Raw genomic sequence first — 14,110 nt, 5'->3', positions numbered from 1 at the left:
CCGCCTGAGAGATGATAAAGTCCTTAAGTGCTTTATATGGAAATACATTCGTTGTATTATTGCCTACATCGGTGTCTATGGAGGTGAATGAGTCGAGATCACTCCGCAGTCTGCTCTGTGAGAAACATAGACATTTTTTTATGGTCATATCAGGTGATGAGACGGTAGTTCTTTTATCCCACAAAAAAGCCGACAGTTATATCCACATTGATGTGGAGTTTGGAGAGGGCGAGGGCAAGATTCCGGTAGATAGTATTGCTAAAAGAGCCGAAGCGTACAAGCCCAAAGAAAAAGTGACCTACAAAATGATTAAGGAGTACATAGAAGCGAAATACGGCTTCAAAGTACATACCGCATATATCGCAGAGGTAAAGAGAGATTTAGGCTTGCCAATGTATGATGCTCCTAATGCGGTAGAAGAATTGAAACAGCCGAGGAAGCATCCGACACCAGAAAAGGTAGAAGCAATCAAAGATGCACTTCGGTATTTTGCAGTGATATAAAACTTTACTTACAATCGAATATTTCTTACATAGCCGTTTATTCATTTATTTGAGTAAGCGGCTTTTTTCATCCCTATTTTTCGGAATAGGGATATTTTTTGTAGAAGGAGGAGGTTTATTTGAACACGCAAATCATCGCCATCGCCAACCAGAAAGGCGGCGTTGGCAAAACAACAACTTGTGCGAACTTGGGAATAGGTCTGGCACAGGCCGGAAAGAAAGTGCTTCTGATCGACGGGGACCCACAAGGAAGTCTGACAATCAGCTTGGGAAATCCGCAACCGGACAAGCTGCCATTTACACTGTCGGATGCAATGGGCAAAATTCTGATGGATCAGCCTATACGCCCCGGAGAAGGTATTCTGCATCATGCAGAAGGCGTTGACCTGATGCCTGCGGATATTCAGCTTTCCGGTATGGAGGTTTCTCTGGTAAACGCCATGAGCCGTGAAACGGTTTTACGGCAATATCTGGACACACTGAAGGGACAATATTCCCATATCCTGATTGACTGTCAGCCCTCGTTGGGGATGCTTACGGTCAATGCGCTGGCGGCTGCGAACAGGATCATAATTCCCGTTCAGGCAGAGTATCTGCCCGCCAAAGGACTGGAACAGCTTTTATCTACGGTCAGCAAGGTAAAACGGCAGATCAATCCAAAGCTCCAGATTGACGGTATACTGCTGACGATGGTGGATAACCGCACCAACTTTGCCAAAGAGATTGCTGCTTTGCTGCGGGACACCTATGGAAGTAAAATCAAAGTCTTTGGAACGGAGATTCCACACTCTGTCCGTGCAAAGGAAATTAGCGCAGAGGGAAAAAGCATTTTCGTCCATGACCCTGGCGGTAAGGTGGCAGAGGGGTATCGAAATCTGACGAAGGAGGTGTTGAAACTTGAAAAGCAGCGCGAAAAAAGTAGAACTGGCATCGGTAGATGATCTGTTTTCTACGGAGGAGAGCCGTGCCGATGCTCAGAGAGAAAAAGTAGTAGAAATCCCGCTGTCGGAACTGCACCCGTTCAAAGGGCATCCATTCAAAGTCAAGGATGACGAAGCCATGATGGAGACCGCAGACAGTATCAAGCAGTATGGCGTTCTGGTTCCGGCGATTGCTCGACCGGACCCGGAGGGCGGTTATGAGCTGGTAGCCGGACACAGGCGGCACAGAGCCAGTGAGCTGGCAGAAAAGGAGACCATGCCGGTCATTGTTCGGGATTTGGATGATGATGCCGCCACGATCATTATGGTTGACAGCAACCTGCAACGAGAAAGTCTGCTCCCCAGTGAAAGAGCGTTTGCCTACAAGATGAAGCTGGATGCCATGAAACATCAGGGAGAGCGAGTTGATTTAACTTCGTCCCAAGTTGGGACGAAGTTGAGAGCCGATGAAATATTGGCTCAGCAGGCTGGTTCAAGCAGAAATCAAGTTCAGCGCTATATCCGTCTGACAGAGCTGATTCCTGAATTGATGGATATGGTGGATGAAAAGAAGATTGCCCTGAACCCTGCCTATGAGCTGTCCTTTCTCAAAAAGGAGGAACAGGTAGACCTGTTGGACGCGATGGACAGCGAACAGGCTACCCCTTCTCTTTCTCAAGCTCAGCGGCTCAAAAAATACAGTCAGGAGGGGCATCTGACCCTCGATATGATGCGTGTCATCATGGGTGAGGAAAAGAAAAGCGATCTGGACCGAGTGACATTTACCTCTGACACCTTGCGAAAGTATTTCCCTAAAAGCTATACGCCCCAGCGGATGCAGGAAACCATCATCAAGCTGCTGGAGGCATGGCAGAAAAAGCGTCAGAGAGATCAGGAACGATGAAAGGAGCCGCCTATGAGGGATATTTCAGCCCGCGAGCTGAAAGGACACAACATTCTCGCCGTAGAGAGGTTTTGGGATAACACCCGCTGGATGATTGAGTTTTCCGTCCTGCGTCCCAGCACAGCTTACGGCAGCCCCGGAGAGGAAATGCGGCTGTTTTTGACCGAGGACGGGTATCAGGCTGCCCTGCAAAGCCAGCAGCGCCGGGAGATTAAGATCAAGCGTTACGCTCGTGTGATTGAGGGACATATCCTCGATTTTAAACCGGGAAAACGCCGCCGCTCATAAACCCATACAACGAAAGGAAAGGAATGACTATGTGTACGGTAAAGGAAATTCAAGAAGCAATCCGGGAAGATTGCAAATCTCAGCATGACATGGATTCAACGGATATTGACCGAGTGATGCAAACACTTCCTTTCGCCCAGGAGGAGCCATTTACAGAGGCGCGTCCTCGAAAGCCGCTGTTTTGGTTCTATGCAAGAAAATTTGAAAAGTGTTGAACACCGCAATTCTTTGAAATGAGGATTGCGGTTTTTTTGTACCCAAAATTCGGAAGGAGTGAGGTCGATGGCCGTTTTTCGTATTGAACGGACCCGTGATTATACCGTGATGAGCAATCATCATTTACGAAATGCAAACCTGTCGTTAAAAGCCAAGGGGCTGCTTTCCATGATGCTGTCTTTGCCAGAGGACTGGAATTACACCACCCGTGGTCTTGCAAAGATCTGTAAGGAGGGCGTGGATGCCATAGGCGCTGCGTTGCGGGAATTGGAGGCTGCCGGTTACATTGTGCGGCACAAGCTGCGTGACCGGCAGGGACGCATCAGCGATACAGAGTATGTCATATACGAGCAGCCACAGCTTAGAAAACCGGATACGGATTCACCAGATACGGAAAACCCGTATATGGATAAACCGGATACGGAAAAGCCCGCAGAATTAAATATAGAGAAATCAAATACAGAAAAATCAATTACTTATGGATCAAGTACCGATTCCATTCCCTTCCGGGAAACAGCGGCGGCAAGACCGCCGGAACGGAAAGGAAGAGATGCGATGTCTGTCACAGAGATAGAAAATTATCGGGAATTGATTTTGGAGAATATCGAGTATGACTGTCTGAAGCAGCGTTATCCTCTCTACCTGGATGACCTGAATGAGATCGTAGAGCTGTTGGTAGAAACGGTCTGTGCCAGACGAAAGACCACCCGGATCTCTGGGGCAGACTTTCCTCACGAGATCGTGCGTTCCCGTTTTTTGAAACTGGACAGCTCCCACATCGAGTTTGTCATGGACTGTCTGCAAAAGAACACCACCCAGGTACGCAACATGAAGCAGTACCTGCTTGCGGTGCTGTTCAATGCGCCTACCACCATGAATAATCACTTCACTTCATTGGTCAACCACGATATGCACGCAGGCGGCTGGTAAAGGCCGCCTTTTATCATGCCAAAGGAGGCACGACATGAACCAGATGGAAATTTTCAAAAACCCGGAGTTTGGCAGTATCCGGGTCATCGAAGAAAACGGCAAATACCTGTTCTGCGGAACGGATGTGGCCGCTGCGCTGGGGTACAGCAATTCCCGCGATGCAATTATCCGCCATTGTAGGTATGTCGTGAAACGCGACGCACCTCACCCACAAAGCCCCGACCGCAAAATCAGTATGACTTTTATCCCCGAAGGAGATTTGTACCGCCTGATTGTTCACAGCAAATTGCCATCGGCAGAACAGTTTGAACAGTGGGTATTCGATGAGGTTCTGCCTACCATTCGCAAGCACGGGGCCTATCTCACAAGAGAGAAGCTTTGGGAGGTAGCTACTTCCCCGGAGGCTCTGATGAAGCTCTGTTCAGACTTGTTGGCTGAGCGTGAAGCAAATATTTCTCTGCGTAAGGAAAATGCACAGCTGGAGGGCAAAGCCGCTTTCTATGACCTGTTCATCGACTTAAAGCACAGCACCAATCTCAGGACAACCGCCAAAGAGTTGGATGTCCCGGAGCGCCGGTTTGTTCGGTTTCTGATAGAACGACGGTTTGTGTACCGCACAGCATCCGGCAATGTGCTGCCCTATGCCAATGTGAAAAATACGGGGCTGTTCTGTGTGAAAGACTACTGCAATCACGGGCATACCGGCTCCTACACGCTGGTTACGCCAAAGGGAAAGCTCTACTTTGCTCAGCTGCGGGAGATGATCTTGCTGGTCTCATAAGAACGGAAAGGAAGTGGGTTTTATGCAGGAAGGCAAAACAATCGGGCAGCTGATGGAGGAAATGCGCCAGAAAGCCGGGGCGCAGAACTATCACGGTCATGACTACATGGATCTCCAGCGATTTGCGGAGAACACCCGGCACATGATTATTTTTGATGTACTGACGCATGACTCCCCGGTTGGCTGGAAAGGAGAACGCACCCGCCTGTTTTTGTCAGATATAGGCTATGAAAAAGCTCTGGACAGTCAGGCAAATGGGCAGATCAAGATTCTCAGCCATGCAAAGGTCAGAAATGGAGATTTGTTTTATGACCACAAAGAACAGATACGATAGGAGGAATCCGATATGAATGAGGAAAAGAAAGTACCCTTTAAGTGGGAATATGGGGAAGAAACCATATCGCTGCAACTTGGAATGTATGCGAATAATCAGCGGCTTTATATCGGCATGATTACCCATACAGAAGATGGAGCAGAGGCGTTTGCAGATATGACGGTGAACCTACCAGGATATTCCCTGGACCCCGGAGAGGCGTTTATTTCCGGTGACATCAGCAAGGATTTGCTGCGATTCATCAAAGAGAACAAGTTGGGGAAGGTGCTTCCCTATCAGGTGCAGTCCGGTTATGGAAAATATTCTGCCGTTGCCTTTGATCTGGAGAAGTTGAAGGCATTTGACCCCAAAGGTGTGGCAGAGTTTCGGGAAGAGTGGAATCTGCCGGATAAGAAGCCGGTAAAGAAAAAGAACCGCGGGATGGAGCGATGAAGAAATATTTTCTCCGGCGGCTGGTGGTCCCGCCTTAGAAAGAAGTGCACCACCCCTGCACATTTTGTGGAAAGGAGGCGATGAAAATGCAGGAAGAAGTGGAAAACAGGACTTTAACACTGGTTGTCAGTGGAACAAAGTTCACCGGCAGGCTGCTCAAAGCCGCCATCAGCAAGTACATGGCCCACTGCAAGGAAAAGAAGCTGCAAAAGCAGAGAAGCCGTGACGCTCCTGTGACACCCCACGGCAAACAGACCGTCAAGCAGATCATTGGTCAGAATCAGGGGATCTCCAATATTGAGATCACAGACCCATCTATCAAGGAGTTTGAGAAGATCGCCCGGAAATATGGTGTGGACTATGCGGTGAAGAAAGACCGCAGTAGCTCCCCACCCAAGTACCTGATCTTTTTCAAAGGCCGTGACGCCGATGCGCTGACCGCTGCATTTACCGAGTACACCAGCAAAAAGGTCAAGAAGGCCGAGAAAACGGAACGCCCGTCTGTGCTGGCAAAACTCAGTCAGTTCAAAGAGATGGTCAAAAATGCCGTGGTGGATCGCACCAAGCGAAAGGAGCTGGAACGATGAAAAAGACATTGGACATCAAAAAGCTCATTTTGCTGAATATGCCGTATATCCTGCTGGGGCTGTTTGCTACCAATTTTGGAGAGGCATGGCGAATGGCACAAGGGGCGGATGCTTCAGAAAAGTTTCTTTCGCTGGTTGCGGTTCTGCCTGGGACGTTGCAAAGTTTCTGGCCAAGCCTGCATCCATTGGACTTGTTGGTAGGGCTGTGCTGCGGTGTTGGTCTGAGGCTGGCGGTGTATCTTAAAAGCAAGAACACCAAGAAATATCGACATGGTTTGGAATATGGTTCGGCCCGCTGGGGAACCCGTGAGGATATTGCACCTTACGTTGATCCTGTATTTCAGAACAATGTGATTCTGACGAAAACGGAGAGCCTGACCATGAACAGCCGCCCCAAGGACCCCAAGACTGCCAGAAACAAAAATGTACTGGTGATTGGCGGCTCCGGTTCCGGTAAAACCCGATTCTGGCTGAAACCCAACCTGATGCAGATGCACAGCTCCTATGTTGTGACGGACCCGAAGGGAACAATTCTGGTGGAGTGCGGAAAAATGCTCCAAAGGGGTGCGCCCAAGCTGGGGAAGGACGGAAAGCCCATGAAGGATAAGCGCGGCAAAGTCATTTATGAGCCGTACCGAATCAAGGTCCTAAATACCATCAACTTCAAGAAGTCCATGCACTATAACCCTTTCGCCTATATCCATAGCGAAAAGGACATCTTGAAGCTGGTAACAACGCTGATTGCCAATACCAAAGGCGAAGGCAAGGCCGGAGACGATTTCTGGGTCAAGGCGGAAACATTGCTGTATTGCGCGTTGATTGGATATATCCACTATGAAGCTCCAGTGGAGGAGCAAAACTTCTCCACCCTCATCGAGTTCATCAACGCCATGGAAGTCCGGGAGGATGACGAGGAGTTCAAAAATCCCGTAGACCTGATGTTTGATGCACTGGAAGCCGAGAAGCCAAACCACTTTGCGGTGCGTCAGTATAAAAAATATAAGCTGGCCGCCGGAAAAACTGCGAAGTCGATCCTGATTTCCTGCGGTGCAAGGCTTGCGCCCTTCGACATTGCAGAGCTGCGGGAGCTGATGAGCTACGATGAGATGGAACTGGACACCATCGGAGACCGGAAGACGGCGCTGTTCGTCATTATTTCCGATACCGATGACACCTTCAATTTCGTAGTGGCAATCATGTATTCCCAGCTCTTCAACCTTCTCTGCGACAAGGCAGATGACGTTTACAACGGACGGCTTCCCGTCCATGTGCGCTGTCTGCTCGATGAGTTTGCGAACATCGGTCAAATCCCGAAGTTTGATAAGCTTATCGCCACCATCCGAAGCCGTGAAATATCGGCGTCAATCATCTTGCAGTCCCAGTCTCAGCTCAAGACCATCTACAAGGATGCGGCAGACACCATCACGGGCAACTGTGACTGCACACTTTTCCTCGGCGGCAAGGAGAAATCCACGCTCAAGGAAATCAGCGAGGTGCTGGGCAAGGAGACAATCGACCTGTACAACACCTCAGAAACCCGTTCCAACAACAACTCCTACGGCTTGAATTATCAGAAAACCGGCAAGGAACTGATGTCTCAGGATGAGATCGCCGTCATGGACGGAGCCAAGTGTATTTTACAGCTTCGAGGCGTGAGACCTTTTCTCAGTAACAAATACGATATTACGAAGCATCCAAAGTACCGGCAGCTCTCCGACTATGACAAGCGGAACGCCTTTGACATCGAGAAATACCGGCAGCACAAGCTGGTAGTCAAGCCCGATGACACATTCGACCTCTATGATATGGGCGAGGTCGAAGCGGATTAAAGCCCCGTCGCTGCACTGCGCAGTGGGTAAAGCCTGATGGCTCCCAAAGCAGAACAGCGACGGGGCTTCTTTTTTTATGCCCATTTTCAAAAATACACAACCAATCTTTTTCAAATCAAGGAGGAAAATCTATGGCTTTCATCAATCAGGCTGTCACGGTTCTTCAGACGCTCGTTATCGCTCTCGGAGCCGGTCTCGCAGTGTGGGGTGTTGTCAACCTCATGGAAGGCTACGGCAACGACAACCCCGGCGCCAAGTCTCAGGGCATCAAGCAGCTCATGGCTGGCGGCGGTGTGGTGCTGATCGGCACGACCCTCATCCCCCTGCTCTCCGGTTTGTTCGGCTAATCCACGGCAAGCCCAGCTCAACCGAAGGGTGGTGAAATATTGGGCAGCATTTTAGAAAAGATCGAACAAGCTCTCAAGGATATGCTGATCGGATGGATCGAGAGCAACCTGACCAATATGTTCACCGATGTCAACGAGAAGGTAGGAACGATTGCCGCCGAAGTTGGGCAAACACCGTCCGGCTGGAACGGCGGCGTGTACCAGATGATCCGGGGACTATCCGAAAACGTGATAGTCCCCATCGCTGGTATCATCATCACCTTCGTTTTGTGCTACGAGCTGATTTCCATGATCACCGAGAAAAACAACCTTCACGACATGGACACTTGGATGTTCTTCAAGTGGTTTTTCAAGGCGGCTGTGGCGATCTACCTCGTGACGCATACGTTTGACATCGTGATGGCAGTATTCGACATCGGGCAGAACGTGGTTTCCGGTGCAGCCGGAGTAATCCACGGCAACACGAGCATTGACATTGACGCGACGATTGCGCAGATGCGTACCGGCATGGAGAACATGGGCGTCGGAGAACTGCTCGGACTGTCGATAGAAACGCTCCTGATCAGCCTGTGCCTTAAAATCATGGCGATCCTCATTACGGTCATTCTCTACGGGCGCATGATTGAGATTTACTGCACCGTGAGCATTGCGCCTATTCCCATCGCAACCATGAGCAACCGCGAATGGGGCAGCATCGGCACGAACTATCTAAAAGGCTTGTTCGCTCTGGCATTTCAGGGCTTTCTCATCATGGTCTGTGTCGGCATCTATGCGGTGCTGATCAACGGCATGATTATCGCAGACAACATTCATTCGGCTCTGTTCTCTGTGGCAGCATACACGGTTATTCTGTGCTTCTCGCTGTTCAAGACCGGAAGCCTTGCAAAATCCATCTTCCATGCGCACTAAGGAGGTCGGCAGCATGAAGAAGTACAGCATCATCTACGCCGATCCCCCTTGGGCGTATCGGACTTACTCCAAGAAGGGACAGGGACGGTCTGCGGAAAGCCACTACCCGACAATGTGCATTGAGGACATCAAGGCACTTCCGGTCGGTGAGCTTGCCGCCAAGGACTGCGCTCTGTTCCTCTGGATCACGTTCCCGTGCCTCTGTGAAGCACTCGAAGTGCTGACGGCATGGGGATTTTCTTATAAGACCGTGGCTTTTGTATGGGTGAAGCAAAACCGCAAGAACGATGACCTCTTCACCGGCATGGGGTATTGGACAAGGGCAAACGCGGAAATCTGCATCCTTGCCACGAAGGGACATCCGAAGCGAGTTGACGCCGGTGTGCGTCAGGTCATCCTCAGCCACATCGAAGAGCATTCCAAAAAGCCGGATGAGGCGCGGGAGCGCATTGTTCGGCTCATGGGAGACCTTCCCCGCGTAGAGCTATTTGCCCGTCAGTCCCCCGAAGGCTGGGACGTTTGGGGCAACGAGGTCGAATGCACGGCACATCTTCCAATGGAGGAAACACCATGCTGCGGCTAAGACCTATCTCTCTTCGAGACGCCAACGAGTATGTCCGGCAGCATCACCGGCATCACAAGCCGGTTGCCGGTCACAAGTTTTCCATCGGCTGTGAAGCAGACGGTGAGCTGGTCGGTGTAATCATCGCCGGGCGTCCCGTCAGCCGGTATCTGGATGACGGCTTCACATTGGAGGTCACAAGGCTATGCACCAACGGGGCAAAGAACGCTTGCAGCTTTCTCTATGGCGCGGCGGCAAGAGCTGCTGCGGCTATGGGCTATAAGCGCATCATCACCTACACGCTGGAAAGTGAAAACGGTGCAAGCCTTCGGGCTTCCGGCTGGATCTGTCAAGGCAAAGCGGGTGGACTTCGCTGGACGGGCAAGCGTCAACCGAAGGAGGATCAATATCCCGCACAAATGAAGCTGCGCTATGAAAAGCAGCTTAGAAAGGAGGAAACAGTCAATGGCATTTGTTCCGGTCCCGAAGGATCTTAACCGCGTCAAAACGAAGGTCATGTTCAACCTGACCAAGCGGCAGCTCATTTGTTTTTCCCTCGCTGCGGCAGTCGGCGTCCCGATCTTCTTTCTGGCGAAGGCACATCTCGACTTGTCTACGGCGGCAATGCTGATGGTGGTTATCATGCTCCCGTTCATTTTCTTTGCCCTTTATGAAAAGGACGGTCAGCCCGCCGAGAAGTATCTGTACCACATCGTACAGTCTATGTTCATCCGGGACAAGGTGCGTCCCTATCGCACGAACAATCTCTACGCTGAAATTCAGCAGAAAATCAAAGAACAGGAGGAATTGCAGCTTGAACAACAGCACAGCAAAGGCAAAGCCTAAGATGACGGTCAAGAACGGCGTCGTTTACGGCGATGCCCTTTCCGCTCAGGAAAAGAAGCGGATCGTCATGCAGAAGAAAAAGGACAGGAAGGCAAAGAAAGTCCGCAAGTCCGCCCAGCAGACCATTCCCTATGTGGAGATGTGCCGCGACGGTATCTGCAAGGTGAACAGCCGCCTCTACACGAAGTCCATCGCCTTTGAGGACATCAACTACCAGCTTGCGCAGAACGAGGACAAAACTGCCATCTTTGAGAACTGGTGCGACTTTCTGAACTACTTTGATAGCTCGATTTTCGTCCAGCTCTCCTTCATCAATCAGAAGGCAAGCCTCAATGAGTTCCGCAAGCGCATCAACATTCCGGCACAGGAGGACGCCTTCAACGACATCCGCTCCGAGTATTCCGGTATGCTGCAAAGCCAGCTCACCAAGGGCAACAACGGACTGGTCAAGAAGAAGTACATCACCTTCGGCATTGAGGCGGACTCCCTCCGCACGGCAAAGCCGAAGCTCGAACGCATTGAAACCGATATTCTCAACAACTTCAAAACCCTCGGTGTGAGAACCGAGCCGCTGTCCGGCTACGAGCGGCTGAAAGTGCTTCATGATGTGTTCAATATGGACACCAATGAGCCGTTCCGCTTTTCCTTTGACATGGTTGCCCGGACGGGACTCAGCACGAAGGACTTCATCTCGCCCACTTCCTTTGACTTCCGTGAAGGCAGGTGCTTCAAGATGGGCAGAACCATCGGCGCGGTGAGCTTCCTGCAAATCCTCGCGCCGGAACTCAATGACCGTATGCTTGCCGACTTCCTTGAGATGGACAGCAACATTACGGTCAATTTTCATATCCGGACGATTGACCAGGCGAAGGCAATCAAGAGCATCAAATCGAAAATTACCGACCTCGACAAGATGAAGATCGAAGAGCAGAAAAAGGCAGTCCGCTCCGGCTACGATATGGACATCAGTGCGACTCGTTCCTGAACAAAGCCTTCGTGGTTGAAGGACAAAATCAGGCACTAACAAAAGAACGAAAATTTCAGATGTTAGGAGAACTAACAATCCAAGAGGTGGAATGATGGGGTAACGCCCTGAAACGCCCCCTTAATACTCCGACTGGCGGGTGTAAGTGAAAACTGACCTGTCAGAAGCTCGGTGAAGTCGGCTGAGAGTAGCCGTATGGATTGCTGGATAATTACCAGCCCCACGAAAGCTGTCCAGAGGTGGACGGTGCTACCTATAGGCCGGAGGTCTACAAAATACCCAAGGTCAGAATGTTTGAAATATGACTGACGAAAACCGCGAATGTAAGGGTCTATACCATGACGGCATAGAAATGTGCTGGTAGCGTTCATCGCTAATCAGTGTGGTGGAGTAAAAATTGATGTTATGAAACACCATAGCACGTTACAGGCGTGTTCAAGCTGACAGGCTTAAAGCGGAGACCTAAAGGTATATGTAAAGATAGGATTGTTGGAACGAGGAAAGGCAGTAGGCTTCTACCATTAGGAAGTAAGCAGACGAATCATATAAGCTGCTGTACTACTGCTGAAAAGCAGAGGTCGAACTGATGATGTTTTCTGCGAAAAAGAGGAAAACGGAAGAATGGCCTCAAGTCAGTCAAACAGGCAACTTAGCACTTAGTCGCAATTAGGATTGCGAGTATGACAAAAAGAAGTCACTCGCCGTAAAGGAGAGTGATGCCTGATGCCAAATGAGAAGAAACCAAAAACCAAATGCGTGGAGTATCTCCGCCATGCTGAATACTACGATATGCAAAGTACCTTTGATGAACTGTATGCCAGAAGTCAGGCAGGAGAAATTTTCGAGAACCTGATGGATGTGATACTTTCAAGAGAAAATATCCTGCTGGCCTATCGGAACATCAAATCCAATACCGGGAGTATTACGCCGGGAACAGACAAGCTGGAGATTTCTGATATTGGTAAACTTACCGCTGATGAAGTCACAGCAAGGGTACGCAAAATCGTCAAGGGAGCTAAAAACGGCTACACCCCAAGAAGCGTAAGACGCAAAGACATCCCAAAACCAAACGGGAATACCAGGCCACTGGGAATCCCTTGTATCTGGGATAGATTGGTACAGCAATGTATCAAGCAGGTCATGGAACCTATCTGCGAAGCCAGGTTCAGCAACAATAGCTATGGATTCCGTCCAAATCGGTCGGTTGAAAATGCGATAGCGGCAATCTACAGGCTTATGCAAAAGTCAGGACTTCACTATGTAGTAGAGTTTGACATAAAAGGTTTCTTTGACAATGTAGACCACTCAAAGCTGATAAAGCAGCTATGGTCGCTGAATATTCGGGATAAAGAACTGCTCTATGTAATCCGCAGGATTCTCAAAGCGCCAATACTCATGCCGAACGGTCATACAGAACACCCAACAAAGGGAACGCCGCAAGGCGGAATTATTTCCCCATTATTGGCAAATGTGGTGCTGAATGAACTTGACCATTGGATAGAAAGCCAATGGCAGTGCAACCCGGTAACGGAAAACTACGCTTACAGAGAAAATGCGGCGGGCTGTCCGATACAAAGCCATGCGTACCGGGCAATGCGGAATACACGGCTGAAAGAAATATATATCGTCAGATATGCAGATGATTTTCGGATTCTTTGCAGGACAAAAGAACAGGCAGACCGGACGCTGATTGCGGTAACGCAATGGCTGAAAGAACGCCTGCGCCTTGATGTTTCACCGGAGAAAACGAGAGTTGTTGACGTCAGACGGAGCTATTCTGAATTTCTCGGATTCAAAATCCGACTACGCAAAAAGGGGAAAAAGTACGTCGTTCAATCGCACATGTGCGATAAAGCATACAAAAAGGTTAAAGCCAGCCTGACTAAACAAGTCGGAAATATCAAATTTCCCAGAAAAGGACGTGGAGAAGCCGGGGAAGTACGGCTGTTCAACTCCATGGTTATGGGAATCCAGAATTACTACCAGTTAGCCACTGACATCAGCATAGACTGCGGTGATATTGGCAGAACTGTTAATACAGTTCTCAAAAACAGGCTGAAATCTGGAAAGACACACCGGCTGAAAAAGGAAGGCCGTGACCTGACAAAAATGGAAATCCAAAGATATGGGAAATCGGAGCAACTAAGATATATAGCACAATCCAAAGAACCGATTTATCCAATAAGCTATGTTCAATGTAAAAATCCAATGAGTCAGCGGCGAAAAGTGTGCGCTTACACAGCGGCAGGAAGAAGTGAAATCCATGACGATTTGCGGATAAACACTTTCTTACTGCTACAGCTAATGAGAGCGCCTACATACAGCCGCAGTACAGAGTATGCGGATAACCGTATCTCACTGTTCTCCGCTCAATGGGGAAAATGTGCGGTAACGGGAAAGAAATTTCAGTGTATATCAGAAATTCACTGCCATCACAAGAAGCCAAAAGGAATTGGAGGCAGAGATAAGTATGAAAATCTGGTATTGGTGCTTGCACCAGTACATGAACTGATACACGCAATTGATGAGGACACTATTCGTTCTTATCTCACCGCTCTTAAATTGGATACTTCACAGCTCACAAAGCTGAACAAACTGCGAACATTGGCAAAAAGGAAACCCATTGATTTGGAGAAGCCAAATCTTACGAATAATTCTCATAATGGTATGACTAAGGAGACTAAGAAATCTGTTTGATTGATGGAACGCCGGATGCGGTGAAAGTCGCATGTCCGGT

Annotated in this window: 17 protein-coding genes and 1 pseudogene; all 18 read left to right on the top strand. The window is 49.4% G+C overall.

What is annotated here, in order from left to right; translation table 11 throughout:
• Window positions 1–140 precede the first annotated feature (140 nt).
• Complete coding sequence (locus GT575_RS09455; protein ID WP_161171908.1) at window positions 141–503, top strand: RNA methyltransferase; 363 nt, start codon at window positions 141–143, stop codon at window positions 501–503.
• Between the two features lie 119 nt (window positions 504–622).
• On the top strand, window positions 623–1,444 hold the full coding sequence (locus GT575_RS09450) for a ParA family protein (RefSeq protein ID WP_055228680.1): 822 nt from the start codon (window positions 623–625) through the stop codon (window positions 1,442–1,444).
• On the top strand, window positions 1,401–2,327 hold the full coding sequence (locus GT575_RS09445) for a ParB/RepB/Spo0J family partition protein (RefSeq protein ID WP_055290218.1): 927 nt from the start codon (window positions 1,401–1,403) through the stop codon (window positions 2,325–2,327). The genes GT575_RS09450 and GT575_RS09445 overlap by 44 nt, the downstream gene beginning before the upstream one ends.
• A 12-nt stretch (window positions 2,328–2,339) precedes the next feature.
• Complete coding sequence (locus tag GT575_RS09440) at window positions 2,340–2,615, top strand: DUF5720 family protein (protein ID WP_002592134.1); 276 nt, start codon at window positions 2,340–2,342, stop codon at window positions 2,613–2,615.
• Window positions 2,616–2,638: 23 nt separating this feature from the next.
• Entirely contained in the window at window positions 2,639–2,830 is a 192-nt protein-coding gene (locus tag GT575_RS09435) for a hypothetical protein (RefSeq protein WP_005335946.1), read from the top strand.
• 67 nt (window positions 2,831–2,897) lie between these two features.
• On the top strand, window positions 2,898–3,761 hold the full coding sequence (locus tag GT575_RS09430; RefSeq protein ID WP_055194503.1) for a DUF6017 domain-containing protein: 864 nt from the start codon (window positions 2,898–2,900) through the stop codon (window positions 3,759–3,761).
• 34 nt (window positions 3,762–3,795) lie between these two features.
• The gene (locus GT575_RS09425) at window positions 3,796–4,542 is read left to right on the top strand and encodes a BRO family protein (protein WP_009004944.1); all 747 of its coding nucleotides are present in this window, start codon (window positions 3,796–3,798) and stop codon (window positions 4,540–4,542) included.
• Window positions 4,543–4,564: 22 nt separating this feature from the next.
• Window positions 4,565–4,876: a DUF5720 family protein gene (locus GT575_RS09420; RefSeq protein ID WP_025487374.1), complete on the top strand. Its 312-nt coding sequence runs from the start codon at window positions 4,565–4,567 to the stop codon at window positions 4,874–4,876.
• Window positions 4,877–4,888: 12 nt separating this feature from the next.
• Window positions 4,889–5,308: a DUF4313 domain-containing protein gene (locus GT575_RS09415; RefSeq protein ID WP_002576240.1), complete on the top strand. Its 420-nt coding sequence runs from the start codon at window positions 4,889–4,891 to the stop codon at window positions 5,306–5,308.
• Window positions 5,309–5,394: 86 nt separating this feature from the next.
• Window positions 5,395–5,895, top strand: coding sequence for a PcfB family protein (locus GT575_RS09410; protein WP_055169325.1), 501 nt, complete (start codon window positions 5,395–5,397; stop codon window positions 5,893–5,895).
• The gene (locus GT575_RS09405) at window positions 5,892–7,724 is read left to right on the top strand and encodes a VirD4-like conjugal transfer protein, CD1115 family (protein WP_161171907.1); all 1,833 of its coding nucleotides are present in this window, start codon (window positions 5,892–5,894) and stop codon (window positions 7,722–7,724) included. The genes GT575_RS09410 and GT575_RS09405 overlap by 4 nt, the downstream gene beginning before the upstream one ends.
• Before the next feature lie 131 nt (window positions 7,725–7,855).
• Complete coding sequence (locus GT575_RS09400; protein WP_005934794.1) at window positions 7,856–8,071, top strand: Maff2 family mobile element protein; 216 nt, start codon at window positions 7,856–7,858, stop codon at window positions 8,069–8,071.
• A gap of 39 nt (window positions 8,072–8,110) precedes the next feature.
• The gene (locus tag GT575_RS09395) at window positions 8,111–8,980 is read left to right on the top strand and encodes a VirB6/TrbL-like conjugal transfer protein, CD1112 family (RefSeq protein WP_005934793.1); all 870 of its coding nucleotides are present in this window, start codon (window positions 8,111–8,113) and stop codon (window positions 8,978–8,980) included.
• 13 nt (window positions 8,981–8,993) lie between these two features.
• Window positions 8,994–9,563 carry an MT-A70 family methyltransferase gene (locus tag GT575_RS09390; RefSeq protein WP_050618447.1) on the top strand — a complete coding sequence of 190 codons (570 nt, stop codon included), beginning with the start codon at window positions 8,994–8,996 and terminating at the stop codon, window positions 9,561–9,563.
• Window positions 9,551–10,039 (top strand): XF1762 family protein, encoded by a 489-nt coding sequence (locus tag GT575_RS09385; RefSeq protein WP_006573555.1) that lies wholly within the window; start codon window positions 9,551–9,553, stop codon window positions 10,037–10,039. Before GT575_RS09390 ends, GT575_RS09385 begins: the two co-directional genes overlap by 13 nt.
• A complete protein-coding gene (locus GT575_RS09380) occupies window positions 10,008–10,388 on the top strand; it encodes a PrgI family protein (protein ID WP_161171906.1) in 381 nt (126 codons plus the stop codon). The genes GT575_RS09385 and GT575_RS09380 overlap by 32 nt, the downstream gene beginning before the upstream one ends.
• A 1-nt stretch (window position 10,389) precedes the next feature.
• Window positions 10,390–11,355, top strand: a pseudogene (locus tag GT575_RS09375) (VirB4-like conjugal transfer ATPase, CD1110 family); the annotation flags it as partial.
• 741 nt (window positions 11,356–12,096) lie between these two features.
• A complete protein-coding gene (ltrA, locus tag GT575_RS09370) occupies window positions 12,097–14,070 on the top strand; it encodes a group II intron reverse transcriptase/maturase (RefSeq protein WP_155205146.1) in 1,974 nt (657 codons plus the stop codon).
• Window positions 14,071–14,110: the final 40 nt, after the last annotated feature.

Origin of the sequence: Coprococcus sp. BIOML-A2, assembly GCF_009875795.1 — a bacterium.
GTDB lineage: Bacteria > Bacillota > Clostridia > Lachnospirales > Lachnospiraceae > Coprococcus > Coprococcus aceti.
This window is presented reverse-complemented; position numbering and strand designations above follow the sequence as displayed.

Bases quoted from the DNA above. Each gene is read 5' to 3' on its own strand.
- GT575_RS09385 (WP_006573555.1), top strand. From the start codon at position 9,551: ATGCTGCGGCTAAGACCTATCTCTCTTCGAGACGCCAACGAGTATGTC.
- ltrA (WP_155205146.1), top strand. From the start codon at position 12,097: ATGCCAAATGAGAAGAAACCAAAAACCAAATGCGTGGAGTATCTCCGC.
- GT575_RS09400 (WP_005934794.1), top strand. From the start codon at position 7,856: ATGGCTTTCATCAATCAGGCTGTCACGGTTCTTCAGACGCTCGTTATC.
- GT575_RS09455 (WP_161171908.1), top strand. From the start codon at position 141: ATGGTCATATCAGGTGATGAGACGGTAGTTCTTTTATCCCACAAAAAA.
- GT575_RS09430 (WP_055194503.1), top strand. From the start codon at position 2,898: ATGGCCGTTTTTCGTATTGAACGGACCCGTGATTATACCGTGATGAGC.
- GT575_RS09440 (WP_002592134.1), top strand. From the start codon at position 2,340: ATGAGGGATATTTCAGCCCGCGAGCTGAAAGGACACAACATTCTCGCC.
- GT575_RS09405 (WP_161171907.1), top strand. From the start codon at position 5,892: ATGAAAAAGACATTGGACATCAAAAAGCTCATTTTGCTGAATATGCCG.
- GT575_RS09415 (WP_002576240.1), top strand. From the start codon at position 4,889: ATGAATGAGGAAAAGAAAGTACCCTTTAAGTGGGAATATGGGGAAGAA.
- GT575_RS09390 (WP_050618447.1), top strand. From the start codon at position 8,994: ATGAAGAAGTACAGCATCATCTACGCCGATCCCCCTTGGGCGTATCGG.
- GT575_RS09435 (WP_005335946.1), top strand. From the start codon at position 2,639: ATGACTATGTGTACGGTAAAGGAAATTCAAGAAGCAATCCGGGAAGAT.
- GT575_RS09410 (WP_055169325.1), top strand. From the start codon at position 5,395: ATGCAGGAAGAAGTGGAAAACAGGACTTTAACACTGGTTGTCAGTGGA.
- GT575_RS09380 (WP_161171906.1), top strand. From the start codon at position 10,008: ATGGCATTTGTTCCGGTCCCGAAGGATCTTAACCGCGTCAAAACGAAG.
- GT575_RS09425 (WP_009004944.1), top strand. From the start codon at position 3,796: ATGAACCAGATGGAAATTTTCAAAAACCCGGAGTTTGGCAGTATCCGG.
- GT575_RS09420 (WP_025487374.1), top strand. From the start codon at position 4,565: ATGCAGGAAGGCAAAACAATCGGGCAGCTGATGGAGGAAATGCGCCAG.